The organism is Anaerolineales bacterium (assembly GCA_030583885.1).
In the GTDB taxonomy this organism is placed as follows: domain Bacteria; phylum Chloroflexota; class Anaerolineae; order Anaerolineales; family Villigracilaceae; genus Villigracilis.
Genome location: CP129480.1, coordinates 1,912,576 through 1,930,651 on the forward strand (window position 1 = coordinate 1,912,576; position 18,076 = coordinate 1,930,651).

At 55.0% G+C, this 18,076-nt stretch carries 17 protein-coding genes; 4 read left to right on the forward strand and 13 right to left on the reverse strand.

Features of this window, described 5'->3' with window-relative positions:
• Positions 1 to 10 precede the first annotated feature (10 nt).
• The 4 genes from QY332_09520 to QY332_09535 are packed head-to-tail and all read right to left on the reverse strand — an operon-like array spanning position 11 to position 4,619.
• The gene (locus QY332_09520; GenBank protein WKZ38169.1) at positions 11 to 2,197 is read right to left on the reverse strand and encodes a xanthine dehydrogenase family protein molybdopterin-binding subunit; all 2,187 of its coding nucleotides are present in this window, start codon (positions 2,195 to 2,197) and stop codon (positions 11 to 13) included.
• A gap of 6 nt (positions 2,198 to 2,203) precedes the next feature.
• Positions 2,204 to 2,626, reverse strand: a complete 423-nt coding sequence (locus QY332_09525) for a hypothetical protein (protein WKZ38170.1) — start codon at positions 2,624 to 2,626, stop codon at positions 2,204 to 2,206.
• 7 nt (positions 2,627 to 2,633) lie between these two features.
• Positions 2,634 to 4,043 carry an FAD binding domain-containing protein gene (locus QY332_09530; protein WKZ38171.1) on the reverse strand — a complete coding sequence of 470 codons (1,410 nt, stop codon included), beginning with the start codon at positions 4,041 to 4,043 and terminating at the stop codon, positions 2,634 to 2,636.
• Positions 4,044 to 4,094: 51 nt separating this feature from the next.
• Positions 4,095 to 4,619, reverse strand: a complete 525-nt coding sequence (locus tag QY332_09535; protein ID WKZ38172.1) for a hypothetical protein — start codon at positions 4,617 to 4,619, stop codon at positions 4,095 to 4,097.
• Positions 4,620 to 4,793: 174 nt separating this feature from the next.
• On the opposite strand from QY332_09535, the gene QY332_09540 reads away from it, so the two are divergent.
• Positions 4,794 to 5,858: a class I fructose-bisphosphate aldolase gene (locus QY332_09540; protein WKZ38173.1), complete on the forward strand. Its 1,065-nt coding sequence runs from the start codon at positions 4,794 to 4,796 to the stop codon at positions 5,856 to 5,858.
• A 268-nt stretch (positions 5,859 to 6,126) separates the two neighbouring features.
• Here QY332_09540 and QY332_09545 read toward each other — a convergent pair whose 3' ends face one another.
• The gene (locus QY332_09545; GenBank protein ID WKZ38174.1) at positions 6,127 to 7,284 is read right to left on the reverse strand and encodes a hypothetical protein; all 1,158 of its coding nucleotides are present in this window, start codon (positions 7,282 to 7,284) and stop codon (positions 6,127 to 6,129) included.
• Between the two features lie 25 nt (positions 7,285 to 7,309).
• Between QY332_09545 and QY332_09550 the strand changes: the two genes are divergently transcribed.
• Both QY332_09550 and QY332_09555 read left to right on the forward strand, forming a co-directional pair.
• Positions 7,310 to 7,486 (forward strand): hypothetical protein, encoded by a 177-nt coding sequence (locus tag QY332_09550; GenBank protein WKZ38175.1) that lies wholly within the window; start codon positions 7,310 to 7,312, stop codon positions 7,484 to 7,486.
• A 32-nt stretch (positions 7,487 to 7,518) separates the two neighbouring features.
• On the forward strand, positions 7,519 to 8,013 hold the full coding sequence (locus QY332_09555; protein WKZ38176.1) for an NUDIX domain-containing protein: 495 nt from the start codon (positions 7,519 to 7,521) through the stop codon (positions 8,011 to 8,013).
• A 3-nt stretch (positions 8,014 to 8,016) separates the two neighbouring features.
• On the opposite strand, the gene QY332_09560 is transcribed toward QY332_09555, so the two are convergent.
• The 8 genes from QY332_09560 to QY332_09595 form a co-directional block, all read right to left on the reverse strand.
• Positions 8,017 to 8,820 carry a hypothetical protein gene (locus QY332_09560; GenBank protein ID WKZ38177.1) on the reverse strand — a complete coding sequence of 268 codons (804 nt, stop codon included), beginning with the start codon at positions 8,818 to 8,820 and terminating at the stop codon, positions 8,017 to 8,019.
• Positions 8,821 to 8,866: 46 nt separating this feature from the next.
• Positions 8,867 to 10,033 (reverse strand): ATP-binding protein, encoded by a 1,167-nt coding sequence (locus QY332_09565; GenBank protein WKZ38178.1) that lies wholly within the window; start codon positions 10,031 to 10,033, stop codon positions 8,867 to 8,869.
• Between the two features lie 142 nt (positions 10,034 to 10,175).
• The gene (locus QY332_09570) at positions 10,176 to 10,664 is read right to left on the reverse strand and encodes a hypothetical protein (GenBank protein WKZ38179.1); all 489 of its coding nucleotides are present in this window, start codon (positions 10,662 to 10,664) and stop codon (positions 10,176 to 10,178) included.
• Between the two features lie 148 nt (positions 10,665 to 10,812).
• Positions 10,813 to 12,114 carry a YeeE/YedE thiosulfate transporter family protein gene (locus QY332_09575; protein WKZ38180.1) on the reverse strand — a complete coding sequence of 434 codons (1,302 nt, stop codon included), beginning with the start codon at positions 12,112 to 12,114 and terminating at the stop codon, positions 10,813 to 10,815.
• 16 nt (positions 12,115 to 12,130) lie between these two features.
• A complete protein-coding gene (locus tag QY332_09580) occupies positions 12,131 to 12,739 on the reverse strand; it encodes a YeeE/YedE thiosulfate transporter family protein (protein WKZ38467.1) in 609 nt (202 codons plus the stop codon).
• A 31-nt stretch (positions 12,740 to 12,770) separates the two neighbouring features.
• On the reverse strand, positions 12,771 to 15,473 hold the full coding sequence (locus QY332_09585) for a cytochrome b/b6 domain-containing protein (protein ID WKZ38181.1): 2,703 nt from the start codon (positions 15,471 to 15,473) through the stop codon (positions 12,771 to 12,773).
• Positions 15,474 to 15,475: 2 nt separating this feature from the next.
• Positions 15,476 to 16,936, reverse strand: a complete 1,461-nt coding sequence (locus QY332_09590) for a tetrathionate reductase family octaheme c-type cytochrome (protein ID WKZ38182.1) — start codon at positions 16,934 to 16,936, stop codon at positions 15,476 to 15,478.
• Entirely contained in the window at positions 16,933 to 17,280 is a 348-nt protein-coding gene (locus tag QY332_09595; GenBank protein WKZ38183.1) for a metalloregulator ArsR/SmtB family transcription factor, read from the reverse strand. The genes QY332_09590 and QY332_09595 overlap by 4 nt, the downstream gene beginning before the upstream one ends.
• Positions 17,281 to 17,445: 165 nt before the next feature.
• Here QY332_09595 and QY332_09600 point away from each other — a divergent pair, with 165 nt between their 5' ends.
• Entirely contained in the window at positions 17,446 to 18,057 is a 612-nt protein-coding gene (locus QY332_09600; GenBank protein WKZ38184.1) for a helix-turn-helix domain-containing protein, read from the forward strand.
• The last annotated feature ends 19 nt before the right edge of the window (positions 18,058 to 18,076 follow it).

Here is an 18,076-nt window from a genome sequence, read left to right on the forward strand (position 1 = left end):
CCTGCTGGTATTATTCTATTTTTCCAAGAGCCCGCAGCACGCGCTCCGGTGTGAATGGGAACTCGTTGATCCATACGCCGGTGGCGTCATGGATGGCTGCCGCAATGACGGGTGCCACGGGCAGGTAGGGCAATTCTCCGATGCCGCGCGCTCCCCAGGGCCCGTTTGGATCCGGCACCTCCACCAAAACGGATTCCACCTTTTCGGGGATATCCCAAATGGTGGGAATCAGATAGGTGCTGAGCTGGTCGGTCAGCACCCTGCCGTCTTTTGTTTTGTAATCCTCAAGGACGGCATACCCGTGGGCCTGCACGACCGCACCTTCAATTTGACCGACCACCAGATCGGGGTTGATCGCCTTGCCGACGTCATCGGCGGAGGTGATGCGAAGCACGCGCACGTGTCCGGTTTCAGTATCCACCTCCACTTCGGCAGCCTGGGCAACGTAGGCATATTGGAAGTTCGGCATGGAGTAGCCGGTCTCTTTATCCATGGGTGTCGTACGCGGTGCAAGATATTTAAACTCAGCAATGGCGGGGCGTTCCTCGGCCTTCCATTTTTCCAGCGCCGCCTCCGCCGCTCCCTTGATCGAGTTGCCGGCCATAAAGGTCAGGCGTGATGCGGAAGCGGAGCCGGGATTGCCCTGGGTGGAGGAATCTGAAGTCCGCAATTCCACTCTGGATTCGGAAACTCCCAATACCTGCGCCGCCATTTGGACCATGACCGTGTGTGTGCCCTGTCCGACTTCAGCCCCGGCGTGATGCACGACAACGCGTTCCATTTTGCCGTTGCCGTGAATTTCCACCTTTGCCCAGCAGTTTTCTTGATAGCCGAACGAGAAGCCGACGTTCTTGAAACCGGCCGCGAAGCCGCGGCCACGGACGATATGCGGCTCTGTCTTTTTCGTTTTAGGTTTTTTCTTCCATTCGAACTTGTTCCGCGCGGCTTCAATACACTCCACAATGCTGATCGGGTTGGGCGCAGGTGTGCCGACACCCATGCTGTCGCCTTCGCGCAGGGCATTGATCAGGCGGAACTCGACCGGGTCCATGCCAAGCTTTTCGGCAAGTTTGTTCATCTGTGACTCGGCCATGAACAGGGCTTGCGGTGCGCCAAATCCGCGGAAGGCTGCGCCGGGCAGGTTATTGGTGTAGACACCATACACGTCCACTTTTACGTTTGGGATGAAATAGGGCCCGGTGGATGTGACAGCAGCGTTGCCCAACACTTTATTGGTCGTGTACATGTACGCGCCGCCATCGCCGATCAATTCTGATTCTGCGGCGACGAGTTTTCCGTCGCTGGTTGCGCCCCATTTGGCTTTTAGGAAAGCCTCATGGCGTTTGCCGTGACCGATGATCGATTCGCGGCGTGACCAGATGATCTTAATCGGTCTTTTTAATTTCATGGCCGCCAGGGCCAGCACGATCTGGACGGACATATCCTCCCGTCCGCCGAATGCGCCGCCAATGGCGGGGTAAATCACACGGACCTTTTCGCTGGGAAGGCCCAATGCATGCGAGATGGTTTCACGGTCTGCATGAGTCCACTGCCCGGCGCATTCGACAGTGACGAGCCCCTGCCCGTCAATATATGCCAGGCCTGCTTCGGGCTGGAGATAGGCATGTTCCTGAACCGGGGTGTGATACTCGCCTTCCACGATCACGTCCGCTTTGACGAAGGCTTCGTCCACATTTCCCTTGCGGATCTTATAGTGGACGCAAACGTTCGAGTCGCCCCGGTCCGGGTGCAGTAGTGGCGCATTGGGACGCATCGCAGCCCTTGGGTCCAGGAGAGGCGGGAGGTCTTCGTAAACCACTTCGATCAATTTCACGGCCGCATCCGCCTGGACCTCGGTCTCTGCCACGACAACTGCAATTTGATCTCCCACGAAACGGACGATGTCGGTGTAGGGCTTGCTGGAGCCGGGCCCGCACAGGACGGGTTGATCGGGAATCTGCAAGCCGTATTCGTTGACCGGTACATCCTTGGCGGTGTAGACCGCCACGACGCCCGCTGCCGATAGGGCTTTTTCAGTGCGGATGTCTTTCACGCGCGCATGCGGGCGCCCGGCAAAGAGGATTTTCATGTGCAGCATGCCGGGCATGGCAAGGTCGCCGGAGTAAAGTGTTTCGCCGGTTGCCTTGCCCCGCGCGTCAATGCGGGTGTATGATTTTCCAACAGAATGGTCAGACATGGTTTCCTAGCGCGTATATTTTTTGGTCTTGATATTTGGAGGCGGCATGTCCAGCGGTCCATAGCGCGGCGGACCGACCATGCGATACGCAGCCGCATAGGCGACCGAGGTAATACCGCCGATCAGGACCATGTACCCGATGCTTGTGACAGCATATGCATAGAAATGCTGAATGCCCAGGATGGGACTGAAAATCGTCATCAAGCCGGTTGATTTGTAGAAGAGGTCGGGCAGGCGCGGCCGGCCCAATAATTGATAGGGGATCGTCCAGTCATTCTCAAGCCCATAGCGTATGGTTTCGATGCCGGCGGCGATGGAAATGATCGGAACGATCAACAGCATCAGGCAGCCAATGCCGCGCCAGATGAAGTGAGGCCCCTGCGGCTTTGGCTTGATACGTTTATGTACTGAACTTTGATATTTACCCATGAGTACCTCAGGATTTTAATTTTGCGGCATCTTCAATGGCCTGCACGATCTTGTAATATCCGGTGCAGCGGCACAGGTTGCCGGTGATAGCCTGCTCGATCTCGTTTTTGGTCGGGTTGTTTTTTTCTTCCAGCAGTTTCGCCCCGGACATGATGAAGCCGGGCGTGCAATATCCGCACTGGACTGCGCCGTGTTCGATGAAGGCTTCCTGCACGGGATGGAGCTGGCCGCCGTCCGCGAGACCCTCCACAGTGACGATCTGTGCACCATGCGCACGCGGCGCCGGCACAAGGCAGGACATGACCGCCTGTCCATCGAGAAAGACGGTACATGCGCCGCATTCACCTTCGGCACAACCTTCCTTTGTACCCGTTAACATCCCTTCTTCGCGGAGCAGGCGCAGTAATGTTTTGTTGTGTCCGCTTGGGAAGGAATATTTTTTTCCATTAATGGTCGTTCCGATCGGGGATTTGGGAAATGTACCCTTGTGCCATTGTCCGTCATCCACGCTCTTTTCACCGACCAGCAGAATAGGATTCTTTGGCATGCCAGCTTGTTCATTCCCGTCCCGTATGGTGGTCAACCCGCGTTTGGTGGTGACGCGCACCATCTCACGGCGGTACCTTGCAGAGCCGCGTACATCGTCAATCGGGGTGGCGGATTCCACGGCAAGTTCCGCGGCTTGTGCGATGTTCTTATCCGTCAGTTTTTTGTTGACGAGGAATTTCTCCGCCTTTTCCGCGTGGGCGATGATGGGAGTCACTGCTCCCAGCGTAATGGATGCCGATTTGACGGTATCCGCTTTGAGGTCGAGGATGATCGCCACGTTCACGAGGGAAATGGCCTGGGCGCGCCGCAGTGCCAGTTTGATGAATGCCCCGCGCTGGGTTTTGGTCATCGCAGGGAAGGAGATATCCGCCAGCATTTCATCGGGTTTCATTACGGTCTTGCGGACGCCTGTATAAAATTCCATTAATGGAATGGTCCGTTCGCCGCGGGTGGAAATCAAGGTGAGGCTGGCCCCCAGCGCCATCAGCGGGGTGATGGTGTCATTGGCGGGCGAGGCGGTGATGAGATTGCCGGCAATGGTGCCGCGGTTGCGGATCTGCGGCGCTCCCACTTCCCACGCCGCGCGCGCCAGAGGATAGGCCTTCGCGTGGATGAGTTTTGACGCGACACAATCGTTATGTGTGACGAGCGCGCCAAGATGAATGACATCATCTTCGTCCATGGAGATCTGTTTCAGGGTGGGGATGCGTGTAACGTCAATGAGCGTGTCCACGTCCTTGCGGATGCCGCGCTCGAGTTCGAGGATAAGGTCTGTGCCGCCGGCGACAACGCGGGCACGCTCCTGCTTATCTGCCAGGATTTTTATAACTTCATCGGTGGATGTTGCGTTGATATATTCGTTCCACATGGGATTCATTATTGCAGGGGTGCAGCAGACTGCGCCCCTGCATGATTGAAATTATTGTCCGCTGCCGGTGACCACCTCAGAGCGGCGCTCGAGGGTTTCAACAGCAAGGCGGGCGAGCGTGGTCAGGTTGCGGATGGCGGCAGGCAAAGCCTCTTCATCGCCAAGGCTGGCTTCCAGGTTGTTCAGCGCGCTGCCGACCTGGCCACCGAGATCAAAGAAGGCGGCATCGAATTGATAGATCGCCTCCAGTTCCTTCTCGTTGATCTTTACCGCGTCGAACAACCCGGAGTATCCGCGCGCGGCGGTGCTGATCTTGTCTATGAAGGTGCGCAGGGCAAGCGCGGCTTTTTCCATGTCGTCCACATATTTGATCATGCCGTTGTTGACGAGTTCGACCTGCAAGTTCGATGTGCGGGTCCAGTGTTCCTCAAAGCGGCGCGCCACGGTTTCGCGCAGGAGCTTGTCTGCATCGCGGCGATTCTGTCGTTCCACATAGCCGCTGAAACCGGGGATGTACGAAACCAGTTTTTTGAACGGATCTATCTGACTGCTTACTTTTTCAAAGAAATCACTCATGGGAGCCTCCTGCATGATATACGGTTTTCGGGGAAATAAGTCTTGCGCTCCATTATAGCCGTAGTTTCTGGTTATAATCAAGCGAAACAAATCCCTTGTTTCAACCTTCATCACAAAGGTGATGGCCGCTTCCAGGGCGGCGGTCGCCTGCTTATTCTAATCAGGAGCAAAACCATGAAAACCGATATACAAGCCCTGCTGGGAGCCAAAGCGGAATCCCTGCTTGGTTTCGACTCGCCCAAGATCCCCAGGGAACGCCTCCATCTGCCCGGTCCCGACTTTATGGATCGTATCTTCCTCCAGTCTGACAGAAACCCCCGCGTGCTGAACAACCTCGCATGGATGTATAACCACGGCCGCCTCGCCGGGACGGGCTACCTGTCCATCCTGCCCGTGGACCAGGGCATCGAGCATTCCGGCGGCGCGAGTTTCGCCAAGAATCCCGATTACTTCGACCCGGAGAACATCGTCAAACTTGCCATCGAGGGCGGGTGCAATGCCGTTGCATCCACGTTTGGCGTGCTGGGGCTGATGTCCCGCAAGTACGCGCACAAAATCCCATTCATCGTGAAGATCAATCACAACGAACTGTTGACCTATCCCAACAGTTTCGAGCAGATCCTGTTCGGCACGGTGGAGCAGGCATACGACATGGGTGCGGCGGCGGTCGGTGCGACGATCTACTTCGGCTCGGACGATTCGCATCGTGAGATCATCGAGATCGCGGAAGCCTTCGCCAACGCCCACGAACTCGGCATGGCAACCATCCTGTGGTGCTACCTGCGCAATCCCGCCTTCAAAAAGGACAAGGATTTTCACGTCTCCGCGGACTTGACCGGGCAGGCAAACCATCTCGGTGTGACCATGCAGGCGGATATCATCAAACAGAAACTGCCCGAGAACAACGGCGGCTTCCTCGCCCTGAACACCGGTGACAGTTCCTATGGCAAACTGGACAAACGCATGTACAGCGAACTCGCCAGCGACCATCCGATCGACCTGTGCCGCTATCAGGTGGCGAACTGTTACATGGGGCGTGTGGGACTGATCAACAGCGGCGGCGCTTCGGGTGAGAACGATTTTGCCGAAGCCGCAGCGACCGCCGTCATCAACAAGCGCGCCGGCGGGCAGGGGCTGATCTCCGGGCGCAAAGCCTTCCAACGCCCAATGAAGGAGGGTGTGAAGATCCTGAACACCATTCAGGATGTGTATCTGGATAAGAAGATCAAGGTGGCGTAGTAAAGCCAAGCCCTCCGAAGTCTCGCAGACTTCGGAGGGCTTTTTTCATTGGGGAATCAATTTTCAAATTGAGGACGCTCAGCCCTTGACACTTCAGTAATCGGTGGGCGGCGTTTTTCGCTTGCGGTTTCAGTCGGCACAGCGAGGGGCGAGCTGCAGGCAACCAAAAACACTACAACGAGGAAAGAGAAGTTGGTGAGTCTTTCAGGGTTTATTCCTTCTGCCAATCGACTGCTTCACGAATTACTGATCTATTTGTTAACTGGCATCACTTGCTTATGGTGATGGCAACCCCAGTGAGATCGCCAAGCGGTGCGATAAAAAGCACGATAGTCGTCGAGCCGTTAGAAAAGTACAAGCTCGAGTATCCGGTACCTTCTTCAGTCGTCTGAAGTTCATGGCCGAGGTTGGTGAGTTCCGTTTCGTAGTAACTCGTGATCTCATCAACTGTGGCGCGGATTGTGAATTGATAAACGTCATCTGTGGCTTCACCGCTAATGACGCCCGGCATGATCGGGATACCTTCCCATTCAGTGAGCGGTGTTCCTGAAGGCAAAACAGATTCTTGCGCCGCGGCCGCCTGGGCGATGATTCCAATTGCGACGGCTTCATAGGTGAGGGGTCCATCGAAGTAATCAATTTCAGAAACGTTTGAGCCATAAAGGGAATCGCCAGGTTGGATGCTGATATCTTCAGTAAAGCTCACCACGGAATTCCCGAAGGCGGCCATGCCAATGTATCTGCCGCTTGCATCGCGCGCGATTATGCGCATTGGAATGCTCTTTAAAGGCTGATCGCTGATATTCGTCATGGTGATTGGGATACCCGTGCCGCTGCCACCAAGATGGGCTTCTGCGATGTCAAATGGCTCGCCCAGTGTCACTTCTATATCTGTGGTGTAAACGACATCCGTGGCGGGTTCCAAAGGCGCAAACAGTTCAATGGATTCCCACTCCTGTGTTTCCAAACCGCTGGTTTGAAAGCATGCGCAGATTTTGAACCCGGTCGAATCGCCAGCCAGCATCCATGAACCTTCCCAAAGGGAGAAATACGAGGAACCAACAGTGTACACAACTTCCCCGGCCGCGTTCAGCAAGCGGAACTCCATTTCGCGGGTATTCACATAAACAGGGAAGTCATTGGGGTTGTGTACGAGAACCTGGATGTTCGTATCTGTAATTGAAGGGTCAACGAGGTTGGGAATGGCGTGTTCAAACCATTCGGCAATTTCCAGGTCTAGCAAAGTTAGCGTGGGGGTGGCGGATGGCTCTGGAGTTACAGTTTCGGGGGCCGTACCCGCTTCGGTTGAAGGCGCTGTTGGTATTGGCATCTGGGTTGTTGCCGGGGGGGCGAATATCCCGCAAGAAATCATCGCCAAAGCAGTGATAACAAAACCTGAGGTGATTTGTATCTTGTAGTTCATCATTACTTCCTTTAATTTGACAAGCTAAATGATTCTCAACCGCCTTACGGTGTGCGTTACCGTCCCCGAGCCCTTCGGCTTCGCTCAGGATAAACTCCGCGAGTGGGATATCGTCCCCGAAGGGGATCGCGAACACGGCGCTGGGGCTGAGATGGTCACCTGCCATATAACTGCCTATGGACGGACATGGGTTAAAATCGGATGAAAAAATTATAGCATGACCAGAGGAACAATCCCATGCCTCAATCCGACCAGGGTGTCACCAACGACCGATACATGCTTATTCCGCGTACGGCGATCTTTGCCCGCCGCGGGGACGAATACTTGCTCATCAAAGGTGCGCCAACGAAGCGGCTGTGGGCCGGCAAATACAACGGACTGGGCGGCCATGTGGAGTGCGGCGAGGATATCCTGTCCGCGGCGCGGCGCGAGCTGCTGGAGGAGGCGGGTGTGGCGGCGGACCTGTGGTTGTGCGGCACGCTGGTCGTGGATGCGGGGGAGGTGGGAATCTGTCTGTTCGTGGTGTGTGGGGAGAATGTACGGGGGGAGGTCAAGGCTTCCAAAGAAGGAGCAGTTGAATGGGTCAGGAAAGAGGCGGCGCTTCATCTTCCTGTGGTGGAGGATCTGCCGATCCTGCTGGAGCGGATTCATCAGATGAAGAGCGGCGATCCACCCTTTTCAGCGCGGTCTTATTATGAGAATGGGGAATTGAAAGTCGTCTTCGCGGAGTAGATTTTATGGAATGTTGTAGGATTGCAGCTCGGTGGTGTATGTAGATGGTTCATCCCCGAAGCTGCTGTTTTCGATGGATTTGACGTGGCCGATGCCGGGCACATACCAGACGAAACCGTTCCCACTGAACTCGATGGGGACTTGAAGGCCCTGAAAATCCGTCGTGATCTTCACTGTGTTGTTAAAGTGAAACTTGATCGCCTCGAATGTGCCTGCCGGCACGCTGATGGTTTCCCTGCCAAGCTCCTGCATGGCAGACGAAAACGTTCCTTCCGATAGGGCGTTCTGGTTGCCAGGCATGGCGGCAACCCCCTCCATCTTGAGGGTGTATTGCCACTGCATCGCGGGGGTGATCGTCCTTGGCAGGCTGATGCCGTTGACCTCCAGCGTTTTGAAATCGGCGTTCACGCCCTGTGTGGAGATATTTGCCGTCGGACCGCCGCCGAACTGCAGGGCTTTCAAACCTTCGGATTCGCACGCCCATTCCTGTGTGCGGACGAGGTCGGGGAATTGGGAGGTCAGGGTGAATCCGTCTGCGCGGATCTGGGTGATGGTATCCGTGTAGGTAAATGCACCGAAGGGTCCGCCTGAATTGGAGTACGTCCATGAGGCGCTCTGTATGACCGGATACAACTCGTTATGGCACGGTCCATCCGCGGCTGGAATACCGGGTTGCTCGGCAGTCGTTAAGTCCTCCCCGCTGGAGGCGGGTGAGGTTTCTTCGGATGCGGCACCAAAATTACATGCCAGCAGTAGGATGAGAATACCAGCGAGACCGAATGTAATATTTATTTTCCGAGACTGCATAGGCACCTCCAAAAAGCGACTTGAGAGCTATTTTTGTCCGCTGGATTTATTTCCACTTCAGCAGGGAAATGGTAAATGTGCTTCCCTGGCCGGGTACGCTTTCAACATCCAGCGTGCCGCGATGCTGTTGGATGACCTGGCGCGTGATGGAAAGTCCGATGCCCAATCCGCTGTAAAGTTCATCGTCGCTTTTATCCAGATGGAAAAACCTGTCAAAGATATGCGGACGAATCTGCGGATCAATGCCGATGCCGTGATCTTCGACGGCGATGCTCACACGATTATCCTGTTCTGAAATTCGTATCTCCACCACACCGTTCGGCGGACTGAATTTTATGGCATTGTCCACCAGCGCTATAACCGCGCGTTCAAGGGATTTTTCATCGCCCTGCACATGGGGGACATTGTGGCCGCCTTTTATTTTCACCTTAACCCGTCTTGCCCGCGCTTTGCCGTCATATTTATTAACAACGTTGTTCACGATATCGGCAACATTGACAGGCTGAAAATCCGGGATGACCAGATCGATCTCCTGCAGGAAGAGAATGTCATTTGTGAGCGTAACGATCTGGTCCACGTTACGCGCGATGGTGTCCAGCGATGTGTCCAGCTGTTCGCCGCTGAGCATCCCTTTTTTGAGTGCGTGCAAATATCCGCTCGCAGCCATTAATGGAGTGCGCAACTCGTGTGCGACGCTGGAAAGGAATTCGTTGCGCGCATGTTCCTGCTCGGAGAGTTTTTGATAGGCATCCGCCAGTTCGGCGGCCCGCAAACGCAGATCTTCGATGGCAAGCTGGTCGTTCTGCCGCAGCCGGCTGCTGATCTCCCCAACCATTGCCATGGCCACGCTGGGACTGTGTTTCAGCACGCGGTTGAATCCCTCCTTATCCAATTCCAGCACGACGACGTTGGTTATTGATTTGACGGTGGCGGCTCTGGGTGCGTTGTGGATAAGTGCCATCTCACCGAAAAAATCCCCGGCAGTCAGGGTTTTCAGTAGACGCTTGTCTGTATTGTTGATGGTTTTTGTGACCTCGAACTCCCCCTCGAGTACCATGTAGAATGTCTGTTCAACCGCATCCTCCCTGCATAAGACGGTATCGGGGGGATATGTCTTGATATGGCTGTTGACAATGATCTCCTGCACTTCGTTCGGCCGGATGCCGGGAAATGCGCGGGGGATGATTTTTGCGGGGGTGCGGATCGTGGTCATGAGTCACCTGTAATGTGGGTGATTTTATCATGCGGCAGAGAATGGACATTCACCCATTCGGGCTATCCGTGAATTCCAGCGACAGGAGTGTTTAATAAAGTTAGGTTGCACAATTAATTGGTAACCAGTAATAACAAAATGACTATGGGCTGATTACCGGATAAGCGGAAAGATCGATATCATCGTAGATCGTGAGATACTCCTCGGCGATCCAGCACGGGGACCAGAAGTAGGGATTCTCGATCACATACCAGCCTGGTACACTGCCTATGCCGATCAATTCAACATCTTTAAAGTCGCTGATATTGCTGGTCAGGGGATAGCTAGGACCGGGCCCCGTGTAACAAGGGGCCGGTCCTTTGACCTTGGGCAAACTCGTTGCAACAGGTTCCGCGGACACCGGTTCGGGGGTTGGGGTCTCCGTCTCGACGGGGATTGGGCTGGAAGTGGGGGGGGGCGGCGTGGGCGAGTACGCAATCGCAGTTTGGGTCAACATGATGGATGCCAGCTCTGCTGAGAGCGTGCCAATGGCGTCCATGGTGGGAGTTGGTTCTGCCTGAGGAATGCAGGCAGCTAGGAGCAGACTTGCGATAAGGGTATTCATTAGTATGCGATAGTGACTTGCTTTCATGAATATCTCCATCGGATGGTTGAATCATCCAAACAACATTCATGCAAGTATACACTGAACTTTTCCATGGTGATTGAATATCAAGAAGGCTCCTGAAATGCACCTCAGGAACCATCTTGATTACCGGTCACTGGATTCTGGGATTTTTCTACCCGCAGCCACCACCGCTTTTATCACGCTTCAACTGCAATTTAATCTTTTCTTCGAATTCCAGGTTTTCATATTGAATGGGGCTGGGCGAACAGGATTCATAGCGGCTGCCCAACGCGGCAGGGAAGAGATAGCCCAATTCGTCGTCCCCAGCATTGGGGTTGAGTCGAAGCGCATCCTCCTCCGTGCCAAAGAACGCGATCCAGTTGTTGACCCCGCCTTCGAGGATGTACACGTTTGGCACGCTGTCCGCTGCGAGAATCTTCCACGCCTGCACGGCAGCGGTTTCGTCGTTGCTTATCACGAGGAAGACGGTGTTGGCGGGCGGCTCACTGAGCAGGAGGGGGACGATCTCTTCGATGCGCTCCAACGGCACGTTGACCGCATCTTCGATGTGATACAGGTTGTAATCGGCTTCGGAACGCACATCGAGATAGACAGGTTTCATACCCTGGTTGTATTTTGCCTTGAAGGCTTCGGCGGGCGTGATGAAAGCCAGGCGGTTCATAAGCATTTGGTCGGCGGTATAGGTAATTGTGTTGACAATGGGTTCCTGACCTTCGACCTGAATGGTTTCGGTGCGTGTGAATGTCAGTTTGTTGTATCTTTCTTCGAATGAAGGCGAGCCGATGAAGACAACCGCGAGCGCGAACACGAGCAAGGCGCCTGCGCCTGCAATGCGGAGTTTGGGCTCCCGGCTCAGGTCTTTTTTTCCGAATATACGTTCGAGTTGTTCCGCGCCCCAGAACATGAATAGCGCCATCAGTACAACGAGGAGTACAACGATACCTATGGGTAAATTGAAAACCTGGTCAAGGGTCACTCTCCCGTAATAGCCTGCGTTGTTGTACCAATGTGTGAAGAATCTTTCGGTTTCGGCAAAGAGCGCCGCGCCGGCAAAACCGCCGATCATGAAGAACATGCCGTCAATTTTGCCTGTGGAGGCGGAAGCCAGGGATGTGGTGGGGCAGAACCCGCCGATGATGAAACCGACGCCCATGATCAGCCCGCCAACGAGGCCTGACCACAGATAAGTCGGGTTGACCCATACCTGGCTGAAGTTCAGGAGGCCAAGACCGACTGCCCCAAAGGTCAGCACCATGGCAGTGACGATGGCGGTGAACATGACCTTGAGCACGGTCAGTTCGGTGAAGTAGAACTGCGCGGCGAGTTTGCGGGAATCGCCAAACCCGGACATTTCAAGCACATAGCCGAACGCAAAGCCGATCACACCGAAGAGGATGTATGTCCATGGGTTGCTTGCGCTGACTACGGTAAATTCAGGGAGGGGAAAGTTCATGATAAATCTCCAGTCCTTAGTTCCAAAGTTTTCTTACGAAGTACGCAAGTCCATAGGCCCCGCCGAAGATCGCGAACATGACAACCCACGATCCTGCGGAAAGAGTTGCCCCGCCAGAAAGCGCCTGCCCGGAGGTGCATCCTCGCGCCATGCGTGCGCCGTAGAGGAAGATCACGCCGCCGAGGAATGCCATTAGCCAGCGGGTGCGGTCGGAGATGTGCGGACCTTTGGTGGTCATGAATTTTAAGCGTCCATTGAACAGACCGGAGGCAAAGCCGCCGAACAACGCGCCAAAGAAGACAGGCACGATCCAGTCATCCAGCGGATTTTTGTCGCCGCCCGCCATTTTCAAAAGGTAGGGGTTGTTATCCACGTGCGAGGACGAGATGGCATCTACGATCGCGGCGTCAATGCGGCTGGTTGCGCCCGAGGAACCAAGTCCATTGCCTGTGAGGAAGAAGGCAAGGAACAGGACGATGCCCAGCACGATACCGCCAACGTACGGATGCACGTACGGCTTTTCGGGGCGGTTTAAAATTGATTTTCTGGTTTGAGCGGTCATGTTAAGAAACTCCTTCTGTCGATATGGTGGTTGAGTAGGGCGGAGCCCGTAGCGAAACCACACCACAAAATTTAGTATTTACCTTTCAGCAGGGTTATTCATCCTTTTCTTCATGTACTTCCACTTCTTCGTATCCTGTCACCATGGCGCGCATCGCTTCGAGCGGAGTGGCGCCGGTGGTGGTCAGATACACATGCCCCACGATGAAGGAGGCAAAGAGCCATGCCATCAGGGTATGCATGGGGGCAAGGAAGGGCAAACCCCCGAACCATGTTTGGATGGACGGCACTTTCTGCACCAACCACATCATCATGCCGGTAATCCCTTGAAGTGGAAGCAGGACACCGAGCAGACCAATGTATGTGACCATTTGCAGAGGATTGAACTTCCGTTGCTTGGACTTGTGGAATGGGTGGGGCTCCTGGTTGAAGATGCCCTGGATATAGTATTTGGCTTGCGCGATCATCTGGTCGATGAAGCCGTAGGGGTGTGGGATGTATTGCTGGATTTCGCCGCTGATAACATGCCAGAGGATCGAGACGAGTGCATTGATGGCAAGCAGCGCAGCCAGTACGTTGTGAATGGTGACGATGTTTCGGAAGGAAAATGCGCTGAATAGATCAGGGCGATGGATGATGAGCCCCGTCATCAACAGGACGACAATTGCAACGGTCTGGAGCCAGTGCCAGAACCGTTCGTACGCTTCATACATGTAGACGGTTTTTGTTGCAACTGTCTGCCTGCCACGCCTTCGCGCCGCGACAAACCGGAAGGTGGCGTGTCCCGCCACTCCCATGATGGTACCGACGAAAAGCAGTGCGCCGGCCCAGTCGATCCAAGCGACGCGGTTGTGCCCGAAGATGTAGGTTCGGTCGTTTTCATTAACCGGGCTGTAGTACAAGGCTCCATCTTCGTTGATAATGCTTCCGGTTGCCGTCACATTGACGCCCAACACGAATTCGGGAGTTACGCCGGCGGGAGCCGAGTCTGCCAGCAGGATCGGGGTGGTGACGCGCGAATCCGTGTGGTGGCAGGTTTCGCAATCCCGCGTTGCGGATTTGCTGTCCACAACATTGTGATTGATCGAGTAGGGCTGTACCTGTCCCGCGATGTACACGTTACTCAGCCCCAGCGCTTCCAGCCTGCCTGCAATAAATTGCTGTTTGGCTTCGGTATCCAGAATAAGTTCGACCTCGCTCAGCTCGCCGTCGCCGTTTTCGTCGAGGGCGGAAAGAACATCAGCAGAATAGCCGCCATCGTCGAGATACGCAGCTTCCAGGTCCGCTTTGCGAACCGGGCGCAGGCTGCCGTTCCCGTCTTCATAAACCCAGAAGAAGGACGTGATCAAATTGTAGGGCGCGAACAGAATTTTCCCTTCCACGGTGTCAGTGCGCTGCATCAACACAGGCTGATATCCGGTGACAAGGTCGGTGGTGGTGTTCGACCCTTCGATGCCGCGGCATTCCGTACGGGCGGAGCCATCCGGATGGATGACGGTCCAATCCATGGTGGAAAGGGCTGGCGCGTACATCTGCGGGATGTGGCAGGTCTCGCAGGCGATCACCTGCATGTGACGGTCGTTGTAGGGAAGCCAGCCCGCATGGGACTGGTTGGTGTCATGACAGGATTCGCAGCGGCGCATGGTGCTTTTGGATTCAGGCGCGAGGTTGAATTGGGCGCTGACGCCGCGTGCAAAGTTATGGTCGGGACGCTCAAGATACTCGTTGATATTCAGTTTGCGCGGATCGTACAGCAGATGGCTTGGACTTGATCCCTGGATTTCGAGTGCGTGCGCAGGATTATTGGGTGAGAAGTGACAGTCGGTGCATTGAAGCTGGCGCTGCGCGTGGATGTCCCACGAGCGGGTAAGGTCGTTCTTGCCAGCCTGATTTATGCCTGATTGATTGATGCGCTGCGTGGAAATGACCTGCCCTGTAGTGGCGGTTTGTTGGTAATCCAGATCGCAGGCGTTGATGAGTAGAGGCGTGTCATCCGCGTGTACTACACCATGGCACGCCGCACAATTCGAATTCGTCGGGTCTTGAATGCGCAGGGTTTCGATTTTTACTTCACCGAGTTCGTTGAAGGCGTCGGCGTTCCAAGTCCAATCGTCGCCGCTTTTTGTGACGATATTCAAGCCGAGCAGGGTGGCGGTGTTGGCATTCCCAAACTCGCCCGATTGGATTGCGGAAATCCGCGCTTCATTATTCGGACTTTCGAGATGGCACAGGAAGCAGTTCATTTCCATCGTGCCCGATGCTTCCCAATCCCATGTGGATATTGTTCCATCCTCATTGAGGATGGCAGTTTCGGGATCGGCTTTGCTGACGGAGAGATCGGTCAGCATTTCGCCTCCTCTGGACGTGGTGCCTGGTCCGCCGCCGACGACACGTGCGCCGTTCAACATCAGCCATTCGGCTGTGCTGAGGTCGAGGTTTTCATCTCCCGCAGGGGAGAGATAGCGATAGGTGAGCGGGTTCCACTGACCGAAGAGTCCATTGCTGGTGTCGAAGGTGACGCTGGCAGAGTCGTAATCGCTCAAGCCGAGGTCGGAGTGGAAGGCGTGCGCGGCGATGAAATTCGTGTCGTGGCATTGTCCGCAGGTGAGCATGGTGGAGACAGTCTTATCGCTTTCGAGCACGTTCGTGCCGTCCGCATCGAGCAGGAGGAAGTTCGGGTGTAATGCCGAAGCCTGGGGAGCAGGAGCAGGTTCAGGCGCGGCAAGAACCGTTCCAATTCCGATCGCGGCGACTACGAGAAGGAGTCCAAATAGTGTGAAGAGGATGTATCGTTTCATTGTTATTTCCTTCCGCCCCATTTGATCGGGTCGCCGAGGTAGCCAAGCGCTTCCCAATCCATGCGCCCGTTCTCGCTGTGGCACGAGTCGCATTGCAATGCTTTGTCGGCGGACTGCACCATGTGGGTGGTGGGCCAGTACATGTAGGTTTCGGTGAAGCCGTATTGACCGCTGTACGGCAGACCCATGCGTTCCTCGGCGAGTTGGAAGCCGCTGTCCCAATCGAAGGTGGTCCAGAAACCGTTTTCGCCGGCGGTAATGGGGGCGAGCAGATAGTTGTACGTTGTGTCGTAGGGCTGTTTGGCGATGTGCAGTTTGAAGGGGAATATCTTCGCGGTTTTGTCTGCAATACTGCCCGCGGGTTTGTTGATGTAGGTCACGCCGTCCTTGTTGATCGGGTCGCCGAGGATGTAGCGGTATTCATTGTTTCCATTGAACCAGAGATAGGCGGGGGCAAAGTTCTTGTCGTATACAAATTCACCTTTGATCTTGAGGTAGGTGAAGTGGTTGTCTTCGCGTCCCTCCTGAGCCGCCTCTGACCAGTCCCAATAGACTTTGGTGGGGTCTTCGAGCGCGAGCGCGGGGATGTGGCAGGTTTGGCAGGCGACTGCAGCGAGATGACCGTCAATACGTTCGTCGCCGTGTTTTTGGTCCACATGGCATTGCTCGCAGGAGACTTGTTCGGCGGGGTCGATGGTGTAGTTATCGCTCAACATGCGCCCGAGGATCTGGTGGTCCTGCGTCCAATGGCAGTCGGTGCAGAGCATGTTGTTCCCGCCGCCCATGTGGATGTCGAGCGATTCGCTGGGAAAGTACAGGCTTTCATCGAGGTCGCCGTGTTTGACGCCGTTGCCGCCGCCGCCGTCGAAATGACAGGTCCCACAGTTGTCGCGGGTGGGCGCGCGGACGGAGCGTGCTGCGGCGAGCAGGTCAACGCCTTCAGCCGGATCCCCGTATTCGCCTTTGGCGTACGCCCCCATATCCGCGTGGCAGGCGAGACAGTCCACGTTTTCCGTCTTCGTGTAGTCGTATTCTCCGAATTCCTCCCAGCCGTAGCCGACATGGCAAGTCATGCATCGCTTTTGATTCCCCTGTGCGCTGATGCAGAAGTTGTTGATCTGATTGGCTTTGCCGATGGTGACGGGTTCGTCGCGCCAGGGAACATCGAATTCCTTGGATTCCCATGTCCAGTGGGTGGTTGCCATGACTGCTGTGGCGGCATCTTCGTGGCATTCGAGGCAGGCGCGGGTTACATCCTGTCCTGTGGTGAATTCGCCGTTGACGATGTCGGAATGATCCACATGCACGGGCTTGACGGGGAGATATGCTGCAGGGTCGTTCGCTTTTTGGGCGCGGGGCAGGAAGTAAAGGACCGGGACGAGAATCAGCAACAAAATGCCGAGCAAACCCAAAGTCCATGAAGGGATGCGAAGTCTTGAGCGTGTCGAAGGGCGTTGTTTCATACATTCTCCTGTGCGGTTTCGTTGACCAGGCTTGCCTGATATGCGAGTCGGTCACGCATGATGCTGCGCATGATGTCAAGTGCCTGAATGAGCCGGGGATCGGCAAGGTGATAGGTGATGGTCGTGCCTGTGCGAACAGTGTCCACCAGCCCGCGTTCGCGCAGGACTTTGAGGTGGCGCGACGTGGTGGGCTGGTTCAAGCCCAATTCGTTTGCCAGTTCGTTGACGTTGTGAGGCGTTTCATTGAGTGAATATAAAATGAGGAGGCGGCTTGGGTCCGAAAGCGCCGCACAGAAGTTGGCTTCTAGCTGCAGGATTTCCTGCTGGAGAGTGGGGTTGACCATGATCTACCTGCCTATATGTATATAAACGAATATTTATACATGCATCATAATATTGTGACAGTTTGTACAATAGTGCAGTGTGTCACATTAATTTTCGTTTAATGTCACTTTTCGTTGGGGTATAATTTTGGGAAGATTTAAAGATTTTGGAAATCCGGAGGTACCATGGAATCATTTATTCGTGAGGCAGCATCCGTAAATGTGGCGTCCCGCCTGCGGGAATTGCGCGAGGGGCAAAATATTTCCATGCGCACGCTCGCAACCAGGAGCGGACTCTCCGCCAATGCGCTTTCGATGATCGAACGCGGTAAAACATCGCCTTCGGTCAGCACGCTCTATAAACTTGCGGATGCGCTGGGCGTATCGATCACGGCTTTTTTTGATACCGGGACAGAGATGAAGCAAATCGTCTTTTTGAAAGCGGACGAACGAACACGCGTGTCGTTCACGCGCGGGGTGTTCGAGGCGCTGGGCGGGGAAAATTTTTCAGGGCGGGTGGAGCCGTTCATGCTCACGACGGAGAGTGGCGCCACCTGCGGTCCGCATGACATTGTCCATTCCGGGCATGAATTTGTCTTCTGCCTGCGTGGGCAGTTGGATTATTATGTGGAGAAGGAATTGTTCCATTTGGGGGCGGGGGACAGCCTGTTGTTTGCTTCAAAATTACGTCATCGCTGGCGTAACCCAAGCGGCAATGTGACTACCGCCTTGATCATCATTTCCGGTTTTGCCGAGGGGGAGCAGCCGCATGTGACGCACATGAAGAGGGCAAAATAGTACAGAAAGTGAGAATCAA

Bases quoted from the DNA above. Each gene is read 5' to 3' on its own strand.
- QY332_09590 (WKZ38182.1), bottom strand. From the start codon at position 16,936: ATGAAACAACGCCCTTCGACACGCTCAAGACTTCGCATCCCTTCATGG.
- QY332_09600 (WKZ38184.1), top strand. From the start codon at position 17,446: ATGGAATCATTTATTCGTGAGGCAGCATCCGTAAATGTGGCGTCCCGC.
- QY332_09545 (WKZ38174.1), bottom strand. From the start codon at position 7,284: ATGATGAACTACAAGATACAAATCACCTCAGGTTTTGTTATCACTGCT.
- QY332_09560 (WKZ38177.1), bottom strand. From the start codon at position 8,820: ATGCAGTCTCGGAAAATAAATATTACATTCGGTCTCGCTGGTATTCTC.
- QY332_09520 (WKZ38169.1), bottom strand. From the start codon at position 2,197: ATGTCTGACCATTCTGTTGGAAAATCATACACCCGCATTGACGCGCGG.
- QY332_09530 (WKZ38171.1), bottom strand. From the start codon at position 4,043: ATGTGGAACGAATATATCAACGCAACATCCACCGATGAAGTTATAAAA.
- QY332_09550 (WKZ38175.1), top strand. From the start codon at position 7,310: ATGATTCTCAACCGCCTTACGGTGTGCGTTACCGTCCCCGAGCCCTTC.
- QY332_09540 (WKZ38173.1), top strand. From the start codon at position 4,794: ATGAAAACCGATATACAAGCCCTGCTGGGAGCCAAAGCGGAATCCCTG.
- QY332_09575 (WKZ38180.1), bottom strand. From the start codon at position 12,114: ATGAACTTTCCCCTCCCTGAATTTACCGTAGTCAGCGCAAGCAACCCA.
- QY332_09565 (WKZ38178.1), bottom strand. From the start codon at position 10,033: ATGACCACGATCCGCACCCCCGCAAAAATCATCCCCCGCGCATTTCCC.
- QY332_09555 (WKZ38176.1), top strand. From the start codon at position 7,519: ATGCCTCAATCCGACCAGGGTGTCACCAACGACCGATACATGCTTATT.
- QY332_09525 (WKZ38170.1), bottom strand. From the start codon at position 2,626: ATGGGTAAATATCAAAGTTCAGTACATAAACGTATCAAGCCAAAGCCG.
- QY332_09535 (WKZ38172.1), bottom strand. From the start codon at position 4,619: ATGAGTGATTTCTTTGAAAAAGTAAGCAGTCAGATAGATCCGTTCAAA.
- QY332_09570 (WKZ38179.1), bottom strand. From the start codon at position 10,664: ATGAAAGCAAGTCACTATCGCATACTAATGAATACCCTTATCGCAAGT.
- QY332_09585 (WKZ38181.1), bottom strand. From the start codon at position 15,473: ATGAAACGATACATCCTCTTCACACTATTTGGACTCCTTCTCGTAGTC.
- QY332_09595 (WKZ38183.1), bottom strand. From the start codon at position 17,280: ATGGTCAACCCCACTCTCCAGCAGGAAATCCTGCAGCTAGAAGCCAAC.